Consider the following 22,214-nt stretch of genomic DNA (forward strand, 5'->3'; position numbering starts at 1 on the left):
AGGGGAGGCGGGCACTGCCCAGCCGTCAGCCAGCGCCGGGTGCGAGCATCAGCACCTTCGCCAGGAAGGGGGCGTGTTCCTCACAGCCCGGCTGCCCGAGGAGCACTCGTGCGCCGGGATACCGGGGAGGACCCGGCCCGGCCGCCCTGCTGCGGCGCCGTCGGGTGGACGGCTGCGGTCGGCGCTGAGCCAGTTCTTGTCAGCGCCGGCCGCAGGCATGCAGGGGCGCCCTGTGATGCGCCGGGAAGGAAGTACCGGGCCTGCCGGTCACCGCAACGCGGAGCCACCGGCGCCCGAAGAGGCTGTTCGGGGACTGGGAGATGGGCTCCTCGGCGACTGTGGTGGCCGGTTGGTACTGCTCAGGTGTTTTCCAGCAGGCGCTGGATCCCGTCGTGGATGGCTGCGGTGCGTTGTTGCGGTGTGAGCCAGGCGGCCGTGGAGCCCTGGCCGGTTTTGTTGATAAGTAGGACGTTGTCGACGACCTCGGCCACCGGGAACAGGTGGCTGATGAGGATGACCCTCTTGTCCTGGGCCACGCTGTCGCTCAGGACGGCGAGGGTGTCGCCCAGGCGGATGTTGTCCAGAGAGCCGAAACCTTCGTCCAGGAACAGGCTTTCCAGCTTGTTGTGGCTGGTGTTGTGGAGTTCGACGAGCGCCAGCGCCAGCGCGAGGGAGCTCTGGAAGGTCTCTCCGCCGGAGAGGGTCTCCGGGTCGCGCGCGTGATTGGTGGCGCGTTCAAGGATCTGGAAGTCATCGGTGAATGCGTAGTCACCCATGGAGATCTGCCGGAGGATCCTGCTGCCGTGCCTGAGCAGCGCATGGGTGCGCTGATCGGTGAGATAGGTGAGGAACTTCCCGTCGGTGAGCTGGTCGCTCACGCTCTTCCACACCGCGGCCTGCCGGCTGGCGGCTTCGAGGGCGGAGCCCAGCGCGTCGGCGTAGGGGATTTGGGACTGTGCGGTGCGCAGATCGGCCTTGGCCGTCTCGTGCGCGCCTTCGGCTTGGATGGTCTTGCGGCTGAGCGGGTCGAGGACGGCGGGGGCGAGCAGGTCGCTCTTCTCGGGCACCGGGAAGCCGGGGTCCGGGTCCGTCTCGTCGGCGGTGGCGCCGGCTTGGCGGATCAGCTCCTTCTCGAATGCGCGGACCTCGTCGTCGGCGTGCTGAGCGGCCTGCCCGAGAGCGCCGGTCAGACGCTGATGCAGCGAGGTGAGGGCCATGCAGTAGGTGTCGACGGCGGCCAGGTCGCCTGCGTCCGGAACGGGAGGCAGGTCGGGGGACGCCTCGGCCTCGAGAAGACCTGTGGCATCGGTGGCCGTGTCCGCCCAGCGCTCCAGCTGTTTGATGAGCTTGCGTGTGGGGGTCTCGACGGTGCGCCGGCGGCGTGCGTCCAGGGCCTGCAGGTTTTCGCTGTGCAGCGTGAGGGCCTTCTGGGCGTCGTCACGCTCCAGTGTCCTTTGCTCGAGCCGTTCGAGGCGCTGGCCGGCCGCCTCCTTAGCGGAGGCGATGCCCTGCAGGGAGGGCAGTTGTGATGGGGAGGGCTGGGCGGGGCGGATGGAGGGCGGCAGTTCGCTGACCTCCGTCAGCACACTCGCCAGCTCGGTCTCGTACTGCAGCCGGGTCTTGTCCAGCCGTTTGCGTTCACGCTGCAGGCGGCCGCGCTGACGCTTGAGCTCGGCCCGGGCCGCCTCGTTCTCGGCCTGCGCCGCCCCCAACTGCGCCTGGGCGCTTGTGTGGGCCGCGAGGGCCTCACCCTCTGCGTCGCGCAGCGGCTGGGTAAGTGCTTTGACCGCACGGGTGATCTGCGCCCGGCCTACTGGTTCGCCCTCGGCGAGGGCATGCACCTGAGCCGTCGTCTGCCGGCCCAGCGCGTCCAGGGCGGTGGCCGTGGCGGGAGCACCGGCCGGGTGTACCGCATCCACCAGCTCCTGCACCTGGAGCAGCGCCGCGTCCATGCGCTCGCGGGCGGCCAGGTGTCCGCGGCGGTGCTTTTCGACCTTCCGCTCGGTTCCCTTCAGCTGGGCGGCCGCTTCAGCCTTGGCCTCCACCGCCGCTTCGACGGCGTTCGAGCGTGTGGTGACCTTGCGTTTGGCCTGAGTAAGTGCCTTGCCGTCCAACAGCGGCGGGGGAGCGAAGTCGCTGGGGACGGGCTGGGTGCACACCGTGCAGGCGTCCCCGGGTGCCAGACCGGCACCCGCCGCGTGGGCCGCCTCCCTGCGCTGCAGCGCTGCGAGGTCGTCCTGGGCCGCTTCCAGAGCGCCGCGCAGCTTCTTCAGCTCGCTCTCCAGGCCGGCGCTGTGGCCGCGCTGTTCCTCCACCGTCTCGAGCGTCGTGCGCTGTGTCTGCAGATGCCCGGCCGCGGCGTTGGCCTCCTGCAGCGCTGCCCGGACGGCCTCCTGGACCTGGTCGGTGTGCGTGCGCGCCTCGCTCACCATGCGCTCGGCCCGGCCGGCGGCCTCGACGAGGGCCGCGTTGCGCTGCTCGTGCTCTTCCAGTTCCTGTCGTGCCTGCGTGTGCTCCTGTTCGTGCTCGTCGTGCTGAAGCTGCTCCTGCTTCAGCCGCTGTTCGACGGCGTCCAGGCCGGCTGCACGCTCCGGCAGGCGGGACAGGACAGCGAACGCGCTGGACAGGGAGCGGAGCGTGTCACCGGCCTGTGCGGCCGTATCCAGCGCGCCCTGCGCCGCCTCCAGCTTCGCGGCCAAGTCGCGTCCGGTGGTCTCCTGCTCTGCTGCCTCGGTATCGAGTTCCCTCTTCTTCCGCGCCAGCGCGGCCATCGTGATGCTCGAATCCGCAACAGCGCGCTCACGCAGCAGCCGCGCCGCTTTGTCCAAGCCCGTCTTGCGGTGCTTGTGCTCGACGGCCCGGCTCTGGGCCGCGCGCAGCGCATCCAGTCGCTCGCGCCGGCGGGCCGCGATACCCCGGGTGCGTTCCAGATCCAGCAGCGCCTGGGAAGCGGCAGCATGAGGATCCGGCAGGAGAAGCGCACGGGCCCTGGTTCCCTCGGTGATCTGCGTATTCAGGCGCTCCAGTCGCACGCCGGCCCGTTTGCGTACACGCTCGAGCTCGTTGATGCCGAAGATGTGCCGCAGGATGTCGGCACGCATGGCCCTGGGGGCCTTGAGGAGGGCGTCGAACTTCCCCTGGCGCAGCAGGACCGTGCTGACAAAGCCGTCCCAGTCCAGCCCGATGATCCGGGTCACCGCCTGCGTCACCGCGGACTTGCCGTCGACCCGCAAGTCGGCGCTGTCATCGGCCAGGGGCTCGAGCACGGCCTGCGGCCTCTTCTTGCCTTCCGCATGCAGGGTGCGGCGCACACTCCACTCGCGGCCGTTCGCCGAGAACTCGAACGCCACGTCCATGCTGGGGCATCCCTTGCCGATCAGCTCGTAGGCGGCCTTGGGGTCCTTGGACCACGAACACGTCCCGTACAGGGCGAAGATGATCGCCTCGAGGATGGTGGACTTGCCCACGCCGGTGTTGCCCAGGATGGCGAGCAGGCGCTTGCCGGTGAAGTCGATGCTGCAGGTGCCGGCGTAGCTGCGCACGCCCGTGAGGGTGAGCTGCAAGGGCTTCACGACGCCTCCTTCCAGGGATTTTCCAGCGCGGCGCGCAGCTGTTCCTCGGCCGGGACCGGGGTCAGCGTCTCGTCGTCGAGTTCGTTGAGCAGGTGGAGGAAGGCGGTGACGGTCGACTCCGCGGCATCTGCGTCCACTCCCTCACGGGCCAGGTAGGCCCGGAACGCGTCGGGGAGTTCCGGCTCATCGCCCAGGTCACCGTCCAGGACGGCGCCGGCGGCATCTTCCCGGGCCGGGGCCGGGTTGATGAGGATCGCGTTCGGGACGATCTCGGCGATCTTCTGGCTGAGGAGCCCGTCGGGCTCCTCGCCGGTGATCACCGGTTTGAGGAAGGTCCCGTCGTACTGGTCGGCCGCGGCCTTCAGTTCCTCGAGGGGTCCGGTGAAGTGGGTCAGCCGCCGGCCGCTGGAGAGCCGGCGCGGCAGCACCCGCACCGGCCGCCCCGGGTCGGCGTCGACGATCACGACGCTCTTGGTCTCGTCGGCTTCACCGAAGTCCATGGCCAGCGGGCTGCCCGCGTAGCGGGCGGCGAACTTCAGGCCCTCGATGGCCTGCGGGCGGTGGATGTGTCCGAGAGCGGCGTATGACACCACCGGAAGATCTTCGGGAGGGGTCTCGAAGGCCTCGTCCACGGCCCGTTCGCTCGGGGAGGTCCTGGCGCCTTTGACGAACACGTGGGCCGTGAACAGCAGAATGTCCCGGTCGGGGTCGTACCCCTCGTGCAAGGCCTCCGTCAGTTCCCCCTGCAGGCCGCGCATCGCCTCGGCGTAGTCGGCATACGTCGTGCCGGAGGTGGAATCGCGCCGCCAGAACCGGTTCGGGTGCACGAAGGGCAGGACAGCCAGCCGGATGCGCTGCTCACCGCCGCAGGCCTCGAAGGTCATCACGCCCCCGTCGTGTGCCGGGCGGAGCCGGTCGACGAAGAACAGGCCCCGGCCGCAGGAGGGACCGCTCACGAAGTGGAGGAACTCCAGGTAGTGGGGGGAGTCGTGGTTGCCGGCCACGACCACGGTGGGGGCGATGGCGGCGAGTTCGCGCAGGGCGCGCATTGCGCGGAACATGTCCCGGACGGTGGGACGGGAGGAGTGGAACAGATCGCCGCTGTGGACGATCAGGTCCGGCTGGCTCTCCCGGGCGATGGCCACAATCTCGGCCAGGACGGTATCGAAGTCCTCGTCGCGTGGATGCCCGTGCAGGATGTGGCCCAGATGCCAGTCGGAGGTGTGGAGCAGTCTGCTCATGCCTTCATGCGCCCTTCTGGAAGCGAGGCGTAGGAGGGCACCGGTGGTGCCTTATGAGCCCGGGACTGTACACCAAAATAACTGGAGCAAAACTGGGCGTCCCGAGTGACTGCTAGCATCCCGGCATGGACGAGCATCTGATCGCTCTCGAGGAGCGCATGCAGCAACTGCAGGAGGCGGTCCGGCAGGCGCTCACGCAACACGATACTTGCCAAGTGCGCCTTCTGGGTGCGGAATTGACACGCACTCAACATGCCTGGGATGTTCTGTGCGGGCTCAGTGCCGCCCCGGACGCGGTCCGGCCGGAGTCCGCGCCGACGGTCACCGACCCCACCGGGACGCACCCCTGCGCGACCGGGCCCCTCGCATGCCGCTCTTCGCAATACCTGGAGTAAAACTGGAAGCCCCGAGTGACTGCTAGCATGCGGGTATGGACGAGCATCTGGTCGCACTCGAGAAGCGCATGCAACAGCTGCAAGAGGCGCTCCGGCAGGCGCTCACACAACAGGACAACGTCCAAGTGAACGTCCTGGGTGAGGAGCTGACACGCACCCGGCACGCCTGGAACGTGCTGTGCGGGCTCAGCGATGTCCCGGAGGTGGCCCAGCCGGAGGTCCAGCCAGAGATCCGGCCCGAGCCCGCGCTGGCAGTCGTCGAGCCGAACCAGGGCGTGCCCGTACGCGACCAGGTCCACCAGGCGCTGGCCCTCCTCACCGTCCCCGCCTCGCCCAAACTGCTCAGCCAGGTCCACCAGGCGTTCTTCTCCAGCCCGCTGAACACGGCACGCATGACCACCCTGCGCCGCGACGAGGAACGCTCCTTCCGCTCCGCCCCCTACGGCCGCGCCTACTACATCTGCCCCGCGCTGACCTCCGACCTTCTCTCACCGGCCCGCGCGCTGCTCGCCCTGAGCACCTGGCCACTGGAGCAGCGCCTGGTAGGACCGCTCACCCAGCGCGTCCACTTCCTCACATCGGCCCTGCGGCTCGCGGACGCCGCCGAACACCTCGCCGGCGAGGCCGGGATGCCGCAGCCCGTCCAACAGCTCCTGCTGCACTACAGCCGCAACATCCACGGCGACACCCCCCGGGGCCCGCTCGACCTGGACGCGCTGCGCCGGGCCGCCGCAGCGGAACTGGCGATCCACGCCGACGACGACGCCGACACCCGCGCCGAAGCGGCCCAGCGGGCACGCCAGCAACTCGGCGACGCGGAGCAGATCTTCGGCAATATCCTGCGCAACACCGCCCGCCTGCGCCGTACTTCGTAAACCCACCCCTGCAACCAGCACAGCTGTGCCCTGTCCCGCCAAGGAAAACAGTGAGCTTGCTCGACGCACGACTGGGCGCATTGCGCGGAACCGCCCCGCCCATCCCGCACAACGCACGCACCCTGGCGGCGCTGACCGCCAACCCGAGCTGCGACCGCCGCTCCATGCTGGACGCGGCCGGCATCGACAAAGACGCCCTCGCCGCCCATCTGGACCTCCCGCGGCCGCTGAGAAAATCCCAGCTCGCCCTCGACTACGGCATCGCCTTCGAGCGCAAGGTCACCGCCCAGGCCGGAGCCCCCCTGGTGCCGCTGCTCCGCAAAGCCCTGGGCCTGACCCTGCCCGAGGTGTCCTACGAGGATGTCAACAGCGTCGGCAGCGATGACGACAAGTCTTCCCCGCAACTACGCCACGCCCGCACCCGCTCCCTCATCCTCAGCGCAGCACACCGCAGGTCGGACCCCCGCACCCTGCTCGACCACCCCGTACTGCGTCTGACCGTCGCCGGCCACCAGGTCTACCTCGAGCCCGACGTCATCGCCTTCCAGCTCGACGGGGTCTTCCACGTCGTTGAGATCAAATCCTTCCCCGTCATCCACGGACAGCCCGACCCCGTCAAGGCCACCGCAGCACTGACCCAGGCCGCCGCCTACGTCCTGGCTCTGCGGGAACTCCTCGCCGGCGACGGCCTCCCGCCAGACCGTGTCTCCGACACCGTGATCCTGGTCAACCCGCGCAACTTCACCGGCCACCCCACCGCCACGCCCTTCAGCGCGCACAAGCAGATCAAGAACCTGAGCCGCCACCTCGGCAGGCTGAGGCGCCTGCCCGAACTGCTGGACAACCTTCCCCCGGGCACCACCTTCGACCTGGCGCCCGGCCCCGACCAGAGACCGACCCGGCCCCGCGGTGAACTCGTTGCCGCACTCGTCACCGTGCGGCCGCACTACACCCCTGGCTGCCGCCACCACTGCGACCTGTCCTTTCACTGCCGCACCGAGGCCCTCAACCAGGGCAGGACCGCTGCCCTGGGCACCGCAGTCCGCGACGACCTCGCGGGAATCGACACCATCGCCAAAGCCCTGGACCTCGCTGACGGACGCATGCACCCCTCACGGGACCAGCAAGACATCACCCAGGCCCTGCGCCACGCACAGCACATCCACGCAGACCTCCACACGGACACCGCATGATCCAGCTCACCTCCCTCCTTCGGATGCGCGCCGCCCAGACCGGCAACGCCCAACGCGCCAGCCAACTGTGCCACCTCCACCTCAGCGACCAGCCGCTGATGCTGCTGGCGCTGAAGCAAACCGGCCCCGCCGCACGACCGCTGGCCGTCATGCTGGGCACCGACCCGCACCGCCCCCAGCTCCTGGTCGCGCCGCCCTCGGGCAGCACCGGCCCCATGCTCGCCGCCCTGGCAGACACGGTCACCGCCTACATCAACGCCTGCCAGCGGCACCGCGAACACCTGCCCGCCACCAACAACAAGCCGGCACGCTGGCGCTACACCGACGCCCCCCAGATCCTCGTCCCCAACCCCCAGACCGTGCAGCACCTGAAAGACCTCGGAGACGACCTGAGGTTCCGCAGCGTCGACGACCAGGCTCCCGGCTCCCGGGCCGTCCAGTGCCTGGGACACTGGCTCACCTATCTCACCGACCGCGCCGACCTCCCCGGCTCAGCCGCCCTCATCCCCATGACCAGTTTCCTCGGCATGCACTGGATCAGCGGCCAAAGCCCCCTCGAGGACGAGGACCTGGCCACCCTGCTGGCCTGGATCGACCCGCCCCGCCACGCAGCCTCGGGACGCGACGCCGCACTGGAGGCAGAAGACCCGGCCACCCACCGTCCGGCGGGACCAGCCACCGACGCCCCCTTCGACAACGACCACCTGGCGCCCCTGTTCGACGCCTATGCCCGCGCCCGCCGCCGGGCCTTGGACCAGGAGCAGCCCCGCACCCTGCAAGAACTCGACCGTCTGCTGGCCACCTACCTGCAGCCCACCTGGGATTTGATGTGGCAGGCCTACACGCTCCTGCAGGCCCTCCCCGAAGCCAAGAGCACTGCACGCCGCTGGGACCACGAACGCACCGTATTCACCGACGAATGCACCTACCTGACCCAGGACGGACGCCCCCGTCCGGCCCGCGACAATGCCGTTGCCGCCGCCGTCCGCCTGGCCCGCATGGAACACGCAGCCGTCGCCTTCGCCGCCGAACGCACCGCCGAAGACCCCTTCGTACGGGCAGAACTGCGCACCACCGGCAAAGCCTTCGGCGGCACCGTCACCACCATCGACGCGGAACACACCCTGCGCGGCCCCAGTGGACGTACCCAATGGCGGCCCCGGCTCACCGTGTCCACCCCGGACCCCGTGCCGATGGAACCCGGTCAGCTCCTGGCCTGCCACACCTACCGCAGCGCCCGCTACAAGATCTGCGAGGTCACCCCGGCCGACGGCGACACTCTCGTCGAACTTGAGATCACCGCCGGCATGGGCACCATGGACCGCCCCAACCACGCCGTCCTGCCCGACGCCGGCGCCTTCCTCGTATTCACCATCGCACCCGCCCCCTACCGGATGCCTGAATTCCCCGCACGAGAGCAGACACCCTGGACCCACGGCGGGCCTCCCGCCGACCAGCCGGACCACAGCAACGAGGGCGAGGGCGAGGAAGAACAGTGACACCGCCTCACCGGCAGTCGCCGCAGCAGCAGATGGACCAGGCCGCCCGCGCCGTCCTGGAGCAACTGCCCACGCTCACCCACCGCGGACTCGTCGTGGACTCCCCGCCCGGCGCTGGCAAATCCACCCTGGTCGCCCGAGCCGCCGACACCCTCGCGCAATCCAGCACCCCCTGCCCCGTCATCGCCCAGACCAACAGCCAGGTCGACCACCTCGTGCGGCGATTCGCCCGGCACCACCCGCACCTGAGAACCGCCCGGCTCACCGCAACGGATTACACAGTCCCGCACGACCTGCAGGCACATCCCGGCATCCGCATCGGCACCCGCATCGAAGCCCTCGAAAAGACGGCCGACGTCATCGTGGGAACCGCCATGAAATGGGCCACGGTCACCGACCGCCGATGGCCATGGGCGATCATCGACGAGGCCTACCAGATGCGCTCCGACACGCTTTTGTGGACCGCCGGCATCTTCGAACGGGCCCTCTTCGTCGGAGACCCCGGCCAACTCGACCCCTTTTCCGAGGTCGCAACCGACCGCTTCCAAGGCCTGTCCCACGACCCCATGAACAGCGCGGTCGCCGTCCTGCTCGCCAACAACCGCGACCTGCCCGTCCACTCACTGCCCGTGTCCTGGCGCCTGCCGCCCTCAGCCGTCCCCCCGATCAGCAACGCCTTCTACCCCTCCACGACCTTCCACGCCGGAAGCAGTGAAGCCGACCGAACCCTCACGTTCTCCCCTCTCGACATCCGCACCCCCACCGACGAGGTCATCGAGCACGCCGCCCGAACCGGATGGGCACTGTTCGAACTACCGGCCCGCATCACCGGCCAGCGCGACATCGAAGCCTTCCAGACCACCCTCGGCATCGCCGACCGGCTGCTGACCCGACGCGCCATCACCACCTGCGAGGAAACCCCCCAGGGGCACGCCCTGCAGCCCGGTGACATCGCCATCGGCACCGCCCACCGCAGCCAGGCTCACGACATCCGCGCGCTCCTGGCCCGCCACTACCCCCAACTGCACGGCGTCACCGTCGACACCGCCAACCGGCTCCAAGGCTGCGAATTCCGCGTCACCATCGTCCTGCACCCCCTCTCCGGCCGCGGCGACGCCTCCACCTTCCACCTGGAAGCCGGCCGCCTGTGCGTCCTCACCTCACGCCACCGCCACGCCTGCATCGTCGTGGCCCGCGCCGGCATCGCCGAACTCCTCGACGCCCACCCCTCCAACGATCCCGCACACCCCGGAGCCGCCTCCAAGGTCGCCGACGGCTGGGAGGCTAATCACGCAGTCCTCGCCCACCTGACCCAGCACACCATCTACGCTCAGGCACAGCCCCGTCGCTGGCGCGGATGAATAGGTCGCCGCACGCCTGCCACATGAAGGCGGGTTGATGGGAGCGTCGTCGCTGGGGCGCCCTCAGTCCTCGTCGTCGAGGGTGTCGTCGGCTGATTCGTGGTGGACGTTGACGCCGGCTCGGCAGCGCGCGGCGCCGATCGTGTCGTGCAGCCGGGCGAACAGGTCGGGCCGGATGAGTAGATCAGCTCCCGCGACCGCGGGCAGGAGTGGTTCGTAGTTTCCGTCGTGGACGAGGCGGCCGTGCCACTGGCGGCAGATCATTGCCTCACCGGTGGCGTCGCTGAGGCTGAACCCGCAGATTCCCTCTGTGGGTTCAAGGCCGAGTGCGGCCACGACGCTGGCTGCGGGTGCGAGTACGTAGACGGGCAGGCCGAGGCCGCTCAGGGTGCGAGGGCGAGGCGTATCGATCAGGCCAGCGGTTCCAGCGTCAGTGAGGGCCGTCAAGGCCTGGTCTGCGGCACTGATGTGCTCGGCTGCTAACTCGGTTGTAAGGCCGAGTCCCAGGCGCCGCCACGGGCTGGTCCACAGCTGCCAGGGGGCCTGGCAGGCGGGTAGTGTGCCGGGCGGCGGGTCGTCGTCGAGGGCCTCCAGGCCGACGGCGATCTGCAGTTGGCGGGCGGGCTGATCCGGGTATCGGCGTGCAGGAGTGCGCTGCCGCTCGAACAAGCCGATCTGCACCCAGCCCTCGTGCGGACCTTCATTCACGCGAGCAAAGGCCATGGCGTTTCCCGGCAGGGACCGCAGGCCCGCGACCGAAGCGAAGCCGGAAGGCGGCCAGGGCTTGTCCGCTTGATGGCTCTCACTGAACCACGGTGCTGGATCAAGCGACCACGCCAGGGCCTCGGGACGAGTCAGAGGGCGGGGAATGCGGGCGAATTCGGCACGCAGGGCCGCGCGGGGGTCATCGCGCAGTCGCGCGGCCGCGCCGCGTTCGAAATTCTGGGCGTTGCCGAGATGTCCCGCTTGGGCAAGCGCGGCACGCAGGCCGGCGGCAGCGCGTTGCAGGGCGTCTTCGGCGGCGGCCTGGTCGGCGAGATAGGCGTCGGGAAGCTGGCTGCGGCGTCCATTGGTCAGAAGGTCCAGCTGCATGCGCATGAGCGTCTCGACGTCCGGAAGAGCATCGATCACGAGATCGATGACGGTCTCGCGGAGCCCGGCCGGACTGCCGGCGGCGTTTAGGCGGTCGCCCAGGTAGTGGTCGACGAGGTGGGTTGCGAACTCCCGAGGGTTGTTCATGCGCTGTCCTCGCTGGGGGAGAGGGCGGCGGCGATGGCGCGTGCGAGTGTCGGATGAGCTGCCGTTGCCGCAGGGGCGGGCGCCTGGTGGCCAGCGCGGGCCAGGATGGCGGACGCATCGGCACGGACGGACAGCACGTCACTGCCGCACAGCGTGACGAGCTGTTCGAGAAGGGCGGCATCCAGAGGTCCGTCGGGCAGGTGTCCTTGTAGGACGGTCAGGAGCCAGGTCAGGGGGCCAGCTCCGAGGTCGAAGGAGAGGACGCGTGCCAGGGCTGCCTGCGCCTGGCCGGAACGGCTGGCCAGCAGAACCGTCGCTGCGATCAGGGCGCGGCGCTTGTCGCCGCGTTCGGGCAGGGCAATCGTGGCCAACGCAAGTTCGCACAGTGCGGTGTCGATGTCGTGCTGGGTCGCCTGCTCCGGCACCGGGTGGTAGGCACCCTGGCCGAGACGGGCACGGCCCGGCAGACGGTGGGCGATGACGCCATACGCCGCATCCCAGCAGGCGAAAGCGCTGACAGCCGGGGGTGAAGCGAGCGGGGGCTGAACAGCGAACGCCGAGACCAGGGCCAGGCTGACACCGATAGTGCGGCTGTAGGACGCCTCGGCGACGGCCTGGGCCACCTGGTCTGCGAGGTTGCGGGCTGCGGTGGCCGGGTCCGCGTAGTGCGCCTGCTGCCACAGATCCAGCCGGTCATTGCCGCCGAAGGAACGCCATCCGCCGCCGCCTCGCATCTTGGTGTAGGCGAGCATGCCCGCCGTGGCGGCGAGAGGGCCGAAAACACCAGGATCGCTGTCCTGGCGCAAGCGGAGCCCCGAGGCGAGGTCGGCCAGCAGCTCAAGAGGGTTGGAGGCGTTCATCTCGTCGGCGATCCGGTGCAGGAACTGGGCGGCTGCGTCTGCTCCCTGACCGTCGATGACCTCCAAGAGCCGCCACCCGACCGCATTGGCCAGGGCATCCCTCGACCACCGTGGGCCCGAGGGGGCATCGTATGCCTTGCTGGTGCGGTCACGGACCGCAGCAAGCGCGCCAGCAGCACCTACGGGCAGCGTCGGGCGCTGCTGGGCGTGCAGATACGCGGCTGTGGTGGGGTGCTTCTCGGGGCCGAACCAGTCACGTGAGGTGTTGTTGGGCACGGGGCGGGGCGCCCAGGGCAAGCCGCCCTCACCGCCACAACGCTGTGCTGCTGTGCGCAGCGCAGAAGTGGGCTCGTCCCCGGCAGCCTGCGATGCGGCGATCAGTGTCTGGTCGTCGTAGGTGGAGGTGATTGCATTGGCCAGCACCGGCAGGAGACGCGATGCGCGGGCCGCGTCGTCGCCGGGCAGGTCAGCAAGCCTGGTGAGCAGAGCAACGTCCTGCCGGATACTGCGGCCATCGGGTCCAGCGGCGATGCGGAGCGCGGCCAGGACGACGGGGTCGGCCGTGTCAGCCTGCGTGGCCAGCAGCTGCCGGTGGGCCGCGCTTACCCGGCCATCGGGCAGCCCGGACTCGGCCAGCAGCACCTGGGCGCCCAACTGCGCGGCACCCCGCGGATCCAGGCGCGCAAGGGAACGCCACCACTCCTGCGGCGTTCCCGCCGTGCCCCGCCCGTCGGTGCAGTCCGCGACGAGATGGACAAGAGGCTGCGTACGCGCCAGACGCACCTGCGCCTGGACGGGATCGGCCTGCATGAGCTGAGGCAGCGGATCCAGCAGCTCCTCGATGGTGATGTCCTTGTGACCGCCATAGGCCCCCATGTAGCGGGCGGCACGCTCCCAGCACCGCTGCGCCTCGTGCGGGTCGTCGCAGGCGAGACTCACACGGGCCATCTCAAGCTCGAAGTCGGCGTCCTCCGCATACAGAGCACGGCGCTCGGCTTGCGCTCCGCGCAACGTGCGCATGAGCTCGTGCACGACGTCGGCCCCTGCCTGACCGACGCTCCCGGCGAGCAGGGACACCAGCTCCGTGGTGATCAGCGGGCCGGTTCCGGCCATGCCCATGAGAGAGGTGGTGGTGCCCTTGCTGACGGCTTGCAGGAAGGCGATGCCCACAGCGACATCATCGCCGCGCAGCAGGGCGACGGCGTCGTGCAACACCTGCCGCACCTGCCGGTGGATGTCCGCAAGATCGCAAGCCCGGGGGCTGCCCGTGAACGCGTTTGCATGCTGGGCAAGTTGTTCGAGCGCGACACGCACGGTGGCAGACGCGGTTTCGGCTGTGAGGATGCCCGCCTCGACGTCGCGGTGCAGGCCGACGGTGGCAAGGGTGAAGCGCAGCCAGGCACGGTAGAAGCCATCGCCGTCCAGGAGGGGGAGCAGTCGGGCGGGCGCCTGCGGATCGGCTGCATGGGCCACGGCCAGCAGTGTCAGCCACCTGTTCACCGGGCCGGACAGGCCACTGGCACGATCGGTCAGTACATCCTGTGTTGCTTTCGCGAGAACCGCGGCGATGTCCCCGGAAAAGAGCTCCTCGGCAAGGTCCGACACTGCCACACCATGGCGGAGCAGGCGCCGCGGGTCGCACGGCCCGCTGGCCCAGGCCGCGGTGGCCAGCGTGCGGGCAGACGGCAGCGCGCCGCCCGCCGTGCCATGGGCGTCCGCAAGGTGCAGCAAAAGGGCCGCGCGCCGGTCGGGCTGCTCGATGAGCTCCGCGCTCTCGAGCAACGGGTCTGGACCCAGACAGTCCAACAGCACACCCAGCGCATCCTCAGGCGAGGTCAGAGCCTCCTGGTCGAGGAACCGGGCGACCCGCTGCGCGAGCGTACGCGGGGCCTGCCCGAGCTCGACATCGTCAGCAGCCCGGGCTGGCAACCGGATCCGTCCGCGCAACTCCGCCAGGAACACCGACTCATCGCTCTCGGATCCGTAGTCGACACGCTCATCCTTGCGTGCCTTGTCCCAGGCCGTGAGGTACGCCTCCCACGGGGCGGCACAGCCGGCCCGGTCGACCGCCGCACACAGCTGCAGGCCCCACCGCGCCGCCAACGTGGTCACACCCTCGTACATCAGGCTTGCCGCCACGCGGTCGGCTCCCACCAGCGCCACCAGCACATCCGCATACGGCACCAGGGAACCTGGCAGGCCTTCGTCCTCATACGTCGCCCGCGCCCGGCTCAGTTCGACGCAGCGCACCAGTGTGGGCCAGTCGTTGCGGACCGCCGCACGCCGCGCGGCAACGGTCAGAGTGTGGACGATGGCCTGAGGCGGCTGCAGCCCGGCAATCGCGCGGGTGAGGAAATCGGGTTCGATTAGCAGAGCGAGTTCGTCATCGCGCCCCAGTGCGGCCAGCAGTTCGGGCAGGTGCCGGAACGCGCGGGGATCGGTGAAGAAGCCCCGTTGGGACAACCAGTCGGCGGCCTGGGACCGGACCTGATCGACCCACGTGTCGTCGCCATCGACCCGGCGGATGAAGCGGCTGAAGCTCTCATGATGGATCTTCAGTCCGCCGATGCCCGGCTGTTGCGCGACGATTGGTGCCACGCTGTTCAGCGCGGCACCGAGTTGCATTCCGGGCAGCGGGAAAATTTCCTCGAGCTCCGATGCACTCACAGCGAAGTCGCAGACTGCGAGCATGCTGACAGCAGAGCGCTGTCCGGGGGTCAGACCGGCCAGCAGATAGGCGTAGTAGTCGTCGAGGTCGTGCGCCGACGACGGCACCGTCCGCAACCTTTCCAGAGGATCGCCGGCACCATCCGGCGCCGGCGCCGCTCCCAGGCCCGGGGCAGGACCAATGGCCTGCCGGCACAAATACGTGGCGTACAGGGCGTTGCCTCGAGAGCGCTCCTCGATCAGTGCGACCGCGGTCCTCGCCCGCGCAGCGGGATCGAGCCCCTCACCGGCAGGGGAGGACGCCAGGGCCGTCAGCACGCCCAGGCGGTCCGCCAGAGCATGCAGTTCGGCGCGGTTGAGCGGGGCAACGGTGAGACGGGAGGCACCGGCGTCGACGGCCTCGAGGTGAGGGCCGGGCTGACTGGCCAGGACGAGCACGACACCGGGCGGCAGTTCCAGGGCGGAGAGGTCCGTGACCAGAGAGGCCGCCGGGTCCACCCGCGGACGAAAGGCGCTGCCGGTGGTGGATCCAAGAACCCGGCTGACATGGTCGATACCGTCCACGATCAGCGCGATCGGCCGGTCCGGTGCCAGGCCGCGCGCGGCAGTGACCGCGGCCGTGAGGGTCTCCGGCGTGGCCGCGTAGCGTGGCCTGACCTGCGCCAGCGCCTCTGGAACGGCCGTCCCCAGCTGCTTCAGCAGGCTGCCGATCACGACCTCGGTCAGCACACGCTGCTCACGGTCGATGTCCGCGGCACCGAGCCAGCAGTGATGCCTCACCGCCAGCCATGTCTCCCGCAGCGCATCCCCGAGCTGCTCACACAACCACGACTTGCCGATGCCGGGAGCGCCGGTGACCACCACGACACCCCCCTGCTGCGCAGCGTCCTTCACGGCCGCGACCACGCCCGTGAGCACCGTAGGACGTCTCACCTCGGTGGCACGGTCCACGGGGTGCCCCTCACGGACCGCTCCGAAGTCGACTTCCAGACTCAGACGAGGAAGCAGGTCCTCGACCATCACGGTCCCCGCCCGGCTGCGCGCCGCTTTGGCCGCCTCGATCAGGGCCAGCGCCACCTCCTCGGGTGTGCGATGCCGGTTCGGCGGCCGTCCGGCACCGAGTTCTTCGGTGATGCGGTGCAGCAAGGCCGCCTCGGCTGGCCCGGGCTCGCGGATGTTGAGCGAACACGCCGGAAGATCCGTGTCGACGACCAGGGATGCGCAAGCGCGGTTGAGCAGGTCATCACTGACCTGGGCGAGCATCTCCTTCCACGGAGCGTGTGCACGCAGCGCAGCGGCGTCGAAACGGAACCGTTTGCTGCTCAGGCCGTGCAGTGCAGGCCCGGGATCGGTGCTGGCGTGGACCGGGCGCAGCACCCGGGTCAGCTCGGGATCCTCCGGCTGCATGTCGCGCACCACGAGGCGGTGCGAGGAACCCGGATCCGAGGTGAAGTCGTGGTCCATGGAGGAGAAGAGCAGATCCAGGCGTAGGCCTCGCTTGTCCTTTGTAAAACTCTCCAGCGACAACGCGCGGTCATAATCCGTGTGCTTAATCTGCAGCCGCTCGCGGCTGCCGGTGCTCCACTCGCACGTGATGTCATCGAATCGGTCGCCGGTGAACATCTTTGTGTCGACCAGCAGGGAATTCGCACGTCCCACCGCCAGGTCCACCAGTCGCAGCGCGGTGAGCAGGTCCTGGTAAGCGTAGCCAAGGTGTGTCGGGCGCAGCCCCATGCTCACCTCCAGCGTGCCTTGCTCACTTGGCACCCCCCATGGTGCGCGTCGCGGTCACTCTAACCTCCCTGACGTACCGGGACGGAACGGAAACCCAAGGAGAGATCGTGTGCGCAAGATCCAGCTGGCGCAGGAACACCTGGAAGGTTGGGCACCAGCAGCGGCTCTCGCACGCGAGATCGACGGCGGTGGCCGCACTTACCTGGTCGTCGACGGCTTCGCGTACCAGACAGGGGGCGTCAGGCTTCGACGTCGATGCCGTAGTCGGTGGCCAGGCCCGCCAGCCCGGTGTCGTAGCCCTGCCCGACGGCACGGGCCTTCCATCCGGTCGTGTGGCGATAGAGCTCCACCGCGATGGTGACGGTCTCACCCGAGGAGAAGGGGTCAGGTGTGAAGGCCAGTTGGGTGCGGGAGGGCTGGGTGATGTCTGCTTGCCACTGGGTGTGATGGTCGAAGACTGCGGCGGGTTGGGCCTCGAGGTCGATGCTGACGATGACGGCGATGGTTGCGATGTCGTCAGGGATGAGGCCCAGGTCGGCGGTGACGGTGTCCCCGCCGACGCTGACCCCGTCGTGACTGGGGTGGTTGTAGAAGACGAGGTCGTGGTCGCTGCGTACCTTGCCGTTGCGGGTGAGGAGTACAGCGGACACGTCAACGGGTGCGCCGGTGCAGGTGACGCGGACCGTCGTCGGCTCGGTGCGGATGGCTGCGTTGGCTCCCCTCGTCCGCAGTTGCAGGGTGCCGCTCTCCTCGCCGGGTAGCGGGCTGGTGGGGGAGCGGGTAGTGGCCGGGGCCAGGCTGGCACGGGTCAGCGTTGCAAGGACGCGCTCGAGGATGGGCCAGCCTTCGGTTTCCTCGCCTGGCCAGGGCCAGGTCAGACGCTGGGCGCCGAACTCCTTGGCGGTCGGCGGCTGCCCGAGTGCTTCCTGCAGCTGGAGGTGGCGCAGGCTCTCGGTGGCCAGGCGGCTGAGCTGCCACTGCCGTTGGGTTTCTTCCGGGTTGTTCACCCAGGTGTCGTGGTCGACGGGCTTGCCGCCCAGCTCCTGGTACACCCGGCGGGCGAAGTCGTAGCCGTCCTCAGTCAGTAGGCGGGTAGGCCGCTCCTGTTGGGATGGCGTCGGCTCGCCGATGGCCGTGTACAGCGCCCCCAGGTCGCCGCCCGTCCAGTGGTTGGCTGCCGTGGTCGCGAACCGCGCGAACTGGGGCAGGGTGGGGGGACGCCCCTTGGCGGCGACGAAGCGGTGATGCTGGTGGGCGACCTCCTCCAACTGGGAGCGCCAGCGGCCCTCCACGTAGGCACCGAGATACTGCTCGGCCCAGGCCCGCCGGTGCCGTGTGATGAGATCCCGTACCCGCTTGAAGCCGTCCCGGCGGGCGCCGTGACTCATGCTGGAGGTGAACGTCACCTGCCCGTACGGGGTCTCGACCGTACTGTCCTCGCTGTCCGTGATCTCCTCCTCCGGCCCCAGGAGTTGTTCGGCGGCTTGCAGTTCGCGGAAGAAGGCGCTGTCGACCGGGCATCCGGCCGCGCGCAGGGCGGCCAGCGGCCTGCTGTAGTAGCGGTCGACACGGTCCAAGGTGGTGCGGGAGTAGGGACCTTCGCACACGAACCAGGCGGTCAGGCCCACGCCGTGCCAGAACTCGGCCGCGGGACCGAGGGCTTCGGCCATGGTCTGGTGCGGGCGCGGGTTGCTGACGATGCTGCCGGGATACCGCGCAAGCGTCACCGTCTCCCACAGCCGCCCCACCCGTTCCAAGACATCGGCGGGCAGACGCTGCCGGTACAACTGAGGGGTGTACCCCTGCTCGGTCCGGTTCAGACTCATTAGATCCTGATCGACCAGCCCCCACAACGACGGCATTCCCCGTGACTGGCCGGCATGCGCCTGGTCGAAGCCCGCCCACCAGCCGCGCAGGGCCGCAGCCCGCTCCTCCACCGGAGACAGAGAACTGCCGCCGCCGAGGAAGGCCGCGAGCATCGCATGGACCTCGTCCTCCGCGATGCCCGCCTCGGCAGCCATGCCGGCCGTCTGCGTGGCCATGCCGACGTACAGACGAGGCTCGGGCAGAGCGGTGATGATCTCCTCATCCGGGTGAGGGGGAGCCTGAAGGTAATCCAGCACAGCCAGCCAGTCGCCCCCGAAGTACGCGGAGACGACCGGCTGCAGCTCTTTGGTGAGCACCCGGCGCGCCAGGGCTGTTCCCGTCCTGGCCTTCTTGGCGAAACCAGCCATCAGCCCTTGCAACCGCTGGATCCGGTGACGTGCCGCAAGCTGCACGAGGTCGGCGGCGGCAAGGGTGTCCAGCAAACGAAGGCGGGCCTGCTGCTGTCCCACACGGTCCAGCTGGTGCCAGCCGCCGCCGAAGCGGAAGGCTTCCAGCGCGCTCTCGTCGATGCCCAGCAGCCGGTAACGCTCCTCGATGAGTGTCCAGAACCGCTGCTGTTCTGTGCGAGGGAAGATCTCTCCTGCCGCCCGCAGCCGGATGGGCTGAAGCAGTGTCTCGAACAGCGGCACCAGCAGCGCCCACAGCAGCACCGTGTCCCAGTCCTCCACAGCGGTGAGGCGGGCGGTCTCATCGGCGGCCAGCGTCAGAGCGTGGCCAGGGCGTTCCCGCAGCAGATACGGCAGATTGACTGCCCCTGCCTTGACCGAGAGTTTCTGGGGCAGGTACCACGCCCCGAGCCGCTGCTGCTCCTGGACCCCGAAGGCGTTGACGCAGAAGACTTCCTCTTCCCGGGTGAGGGCCGTCACCTTGGCGGTGTCCGGCGTGTGGCGTCCTCGGCCGGGGACGACGGTGGCCACCGGCCGTCCGGCGAACCCCGCGGCCAGCAGCCCGGCCGCCAGGGCGTCGACGTCGGCGAACCGTTGCTGCTGCCCGGCCGCCCGCTCCAGGGTGAGCGCCTGCTCGGGACTGCATTCCACGGCCGGCTGCCACCAGCGTGTCGGGTCACCGGCCACCGGTCAGCCTCCGCATGGTTTCGACGAACTGCTCAAACGGCACCGGCGCAGCGGTGTTCTGCGCATAGACGGCGTAGCGCTGGGCCATCAGCTGCATCTCCCGCTCCGTTCTTCGGGCCTCCACACGGTCCAGCTCGTGCACCACGCGCTGCTCGACGCGTCCGCGCTCGTACAGCACGAACGCGTCCACACCGCCCAGACCCCCGCCGGCCCCCTCCGCGGCGCCGCCGGGGCCGGGGAGATCCCCTTCCATGGTGGTGGCGTCGATCAGCGGGACATCCAGGAGCACAGCGGGATCCATGTCGTTGTCCGCGCACATGGCCTCCAGATGCTCCTCCAGGCCGAGTTCGGCATGGCAGACCACGTCCAGGTACTGCTGGTCGGCAGCCACCGCGGTCTGGCGCAGGACGCGGACACCGCGGCCGACGAACTGGTAGAACTCGCCGAAGCTGCCATAGGGGCGCAGCGGTACGACCACGGTGATGGGCGGGAAGTCGTAGCCCTGGCCGAGCATCCGCAGCTGCACGATGCCCTGCAGATCCCCGGCGTCGGACTCGAAGCGCCGCCGGGTGGAGGCGATCGCGGAGGCGGGCATGCTGTGGTGCAGCGTGGCACTGGGGATCCCGTACTCCTCGGCGATCCGCGCGATCTGTTCAGCATGCGCCTGGCCCATCGCCGCGAACAGCACCCTCGGCTTCACGGGCGCCAGCAGCTTGGCCTGTGCATCCAGACACGCCCGCGTCACGGCCATCACCTGGCGGATCGGCGCCTCGGACTGTGCGGTGATGCGTGCCATCTTCCGCTCGTCGCCCAGCGTGGCCAGCAAAGCATCACGGCCCACGATCTGCTCGCGCCGCCCGTCCGGCCACACCGCCTCATACACCGTCGACGCCACCTCGGGAGCGAACCGGTGCACCCGCAGGTTCTTCGCCGACCCGTCCGCGACGGAGTCGACCAGCCGGTAGCGGTAGACGACATCGGCGTCGATCGGCTTGCCGTCCAAACGCTGGAAGCACGCCGACATCAGCAGTGTGCGCGCACCCTGGAAGTGGGCGAACAGCCGCTGGTAGGAGGCGCTGGCCGCGATGTGCGCCTCGTCGACGACGATGAAGTCGATGTCCTCCGCCTCCAGCTTGGCCAGCAGGTCCCCGTCACTGTCGCCCGTGCCCAGCGCATGGAAGTTGGTGACCAGGATGTCCGCAGCCAGGAGCCGCTCACGGCTGACCTGGCTGATCTGCCCGTCGTCCGCGTCCAGGACGAGCGTGGCCGGCGGACGGGCACCGGGCAGCAGCGGCCCGCCCGCCAGCCCATACAGGACGTTGCCCGGTATCCCCGGATCGAGGGCCTTGGCGAAGGTGCCGCGGATGACCGAGCCCGGGGTCACCACCAGCGCCCGCCGTCGACTGAACGACAACGCGGCCGCCACCCCCAGGGCCGTCTTGCCCGACCCCACCGCCATCACCGCAGCCGCATGCCGGCCGCCGGAGGCGTAGTAGTTCGCCAACGAGGCCAACGCCTCGTCCTGGCACTCCCGCAGCGGCGCCCGGTCCACCCTGGCCCGCTCACCGGCGAAGTACGCCCCGCCTGAAGGCAGTTCGGCACCGCCAGGCGGATCGGCGGCCCGCATCGGATCGCCAGCCATGTCCGGGATCCCGATGCGAGGCACGGCAGTCACCAGCGGCGCCAGGAGCGGATCCTGCCTCAGCATCGCCTGCAACTGGGCCACACAGCGCGCCGTGTCCGTACGCACCGCATCGTAGGAGAACCGCAGAATGGTCAGGCCGGTCGCGGCCAGATCGTTCTGTCGCAGCCGGTCGTAGGTGAACGCGGCCCGGTCACTGTGGAAGGCGAACCCGTCGAGCTCGACGGCCAACTGCAGCGCCTCACCCGCGATCAGGTAGTCCAGCCGGTAAGCGCGCTCGTTGACGGTGACCGGGTGCTGACTGCGGATCCGCGCAACGATCGACGCGTCCACGGCCGGCGTGAGCACCCACCGCAAGAACGCCTCCTCCAAGTAGGAGGCAGCCGGGATCAGTCGCTCCAGGCCCGCACTCATGACGATCCACCCTGTGCCGCAGCCTCGGTAACCAGCGCCTGAGCTTTCTCCGACAGCCGGGCCGCCACATCCTCGCCCTGCCCGAAACGGGCCAACCGCCGCGCCAGCTCAAGTGCTTCCGCGAAGGCGCCCTCGCGCTCCAGCAGGCCGATCAACCGTGGCACCGAGGACACCCGCACAAACGCCGCCGGAGCATCAGTGGTGTCGAAGGACACGGCGTGCGGGGTTGCTTCCATCAACTCCAGGTCCAGCAGGGCGAACACCTCAAGCGCGGCGAGGGCCCCAGGCTCCGCACGACGTGTACTCCACAGTCGATCGACCGCGCTCTGCAGAACAAAGTGGTAGTCCCTGGCCGAGCCCGGAAGCTCCAGCGCCTCCCAGACACGGGCGATCAGCTCAGCGCCGCGCGCGTCGAACGGCACATGCCGGCTGGCCGGTGTCGCAGACGTACTCCCCTCGGCGGTCGACCACATCGGCGAGCCGTACGACTCGTCCGGACGAACCCCTGCGCCCGGCAGCGCCTCCCGCATGACACCCGGGCTCCCGGCAAAGGCAAGGCCAG

General features: G+C 69.5%; 12 protein-coding genes. 5 read left to right on the plus strand and 7 right to left on the minus strand.

The genetic code is table 11. The features are described 5' to 3' along the window. Positions 1 to 359: 359 nt before the first annotated feature. Positions 360 to 3,572, minus strand: coding sequence for an AAA family ATPase (locus ACZ7LY_RS30025; RefSeq protein ID WP_471627885.1), 3,213 nt, complete (start codon positions 3,570 to 3,572; stop codon positions 360 to 362). Continuing rightward, entirely contained in the window at positions 3,569 to 4,813 is a 1,245-nt protein-coding gene (locus ACZ7LY_RS30030) for a metallophosphoesterase family protein (protein WP_471627886.1), read from the minus strand. Before ACZ7LY_RS30030 ends, ACZ7LY_RS30025 begins: the two co-directional genes overlap by 4 nt. A gap of 125 nt (positions 4,814 to 4,938) precedes the next feature. Here ACZ7LY_RS30030 and ACZ7LY_RS30035 point away from each other — a divergent pair, with 125 nt between their 5' ends. Genes ACZ7LY_RS30035 through ACZ7LY_RS30055 form a run of 5 tightly spaced genes read left to right on the plus strand, consistent with a single transcriptional unit; the run spans position 4,939 to position 10,136 of the window. Next, complete coding sequence (locus tag ACZ7LY_RS30035) at positions 4,939 to 5,208, plus strand: hypothetical protein (RefSeq protein ID WP_471627887.1); 270 nt, start codon at positions 4,939 to 4,941, stop codon at positions 5,206 to 5,208. 35 nt (positions 5,209 to 5,243) lie between these two features. Further along, positions 5,244 to 6,083, plus strand: a complete 840-nt coding sequence (locus ACZ7LY_RS30040) for a hypothetical protein (RefSeq protein WP_471627888.1) — start codon at positions 5,244 to 5,246, stop codon at positions 6,081 to 6,083. A gap of 56 nt (positions 6,084 to 6,139) precedes the next feature. Further along, positions 6,140 to 7,276 carry a hypothetical protein gene (locus ACZ7LY_RS30045; protein ID WP_471627889.1) on the plus strand — a complete coding sequence of 379 codons (1,137 nt, stop codon included), beginning with the start codon at positions 6,140 to 6,142 and terminating at the stop codon, positions 7,274 to 7,276. Then, the gene (locus ACZ7LY_RS30050) at positions 7,273 to 8,775 is read left to right on the plus strand and encodes a hypothetical protein (protein WP_471627890.1); all 1,503 of its coding nucleotides are present in this window, start codon (positions 7,273 to 7,275) and stop codon (positions 8,773 to 8,775) included. Before ACZ7LY_RS30045 ends, ACZ7LY_RS30050 begins: the two co-directional genes overlap by 4 nt. Continuing rightward, positions 8,772 to 10,136 carry an ATP-binding protein gene (locus ACZ7LY_RS30055; RefSeq protein ID WP_199837036.1) on the plus strand — a complete coding sequence of 455 codons (1,365 nt, stop codon included), beginning with the start codon at positions 8,772 to 8,774 and terminating at the stop codon, positions 10,134 to 10,136. Before ACZ7LY_RS30050 ends, ACZ7LY_RS30055 begins: the two co-directional genes overlap by 4 nt. A 63-nt stretch (positions 10,137 to 10,199) precedes the next feature. Here ACZ7LY_RS30055 and ACZ7LY_RS30060 read toward each other — a convergent pair whose 3' ends face one another. The 5 genes from ACZ7LY_RS30060 to ACZ7LY_RS30080 form a co-directional block, all read right to left on the minus strand. Further along, positions 10,200 to 11,375, minus strand: coding sequence for a hypothetical protein (locus tag ACZ7LY_RS30060; protein ID WP_471627891.1), 1,176 nt, complete (start codon positions 11,373 to 11,375; stop codon positions 10,200 to 10,202). Further along, positions 11,372 to 16,636 (minus strand): AAA family ATPase, encoded by a 5,265-nt coding sequence (locus tag ACZ7LY_RS30065; RefSeq protein WP_471627892.1) that lies wholly within the window; start codon positions 16,634 to 16,636, stop codon positions 11,372 to 11,374. Before ACZ7LY_RS30065 ends, ACZ7LY_RS30060 begins: the two co-directional genes overlap by 4 nt. 239 nt (positions 16,637 to 16,875) lie before the next feature. Next, positions 16,876 to 19,596, minus strand: coding sequence for a TerD family protein (locus ACZ7LY_RS30070; RefSeq protein ID WP_471627893.1), 2,721 nt, complete (start codon positions 19,594 to 19,596; stop codon positions 16,876 to 16,878). Further along, entirely contained in the window at positions 19,586 to 21,652 is a 2,067-nt protein-coding gene (locus ACZ7LY_RS30075; protein WP_471627894.1) for a DEAD/DEAH box helicase family protein, read from the minus strand. The genes ACZ7LY_RS30070 and ACZ7LY_RS30075 overlap by 11 nt, the downstream gene beginning before the upstream one ends. Beyond that, the gene (locus ACZ7LY_RS30080; protein ID WP_471627895.1) at positions 21,649 to 22,182 is read right to left on the minus strand and encodes a hypothetical protein; all 534 of its coding nucleotides are present in this window, start codon (positions 22,180 to 22,182) and stop codon (positions 21,649 to 21,651) included. The genes ACZ7LY_RS30075 and ACZ7LY_RS30080 overlap by 4 nt, the downstream gene beginning before the upstream one ends. Positions 22,183 to 22,214: the final 32 nt, after the last annotated feature.

Source organism: Streptomyces sp. NPDC107550 (assembly GCF_055639095.1).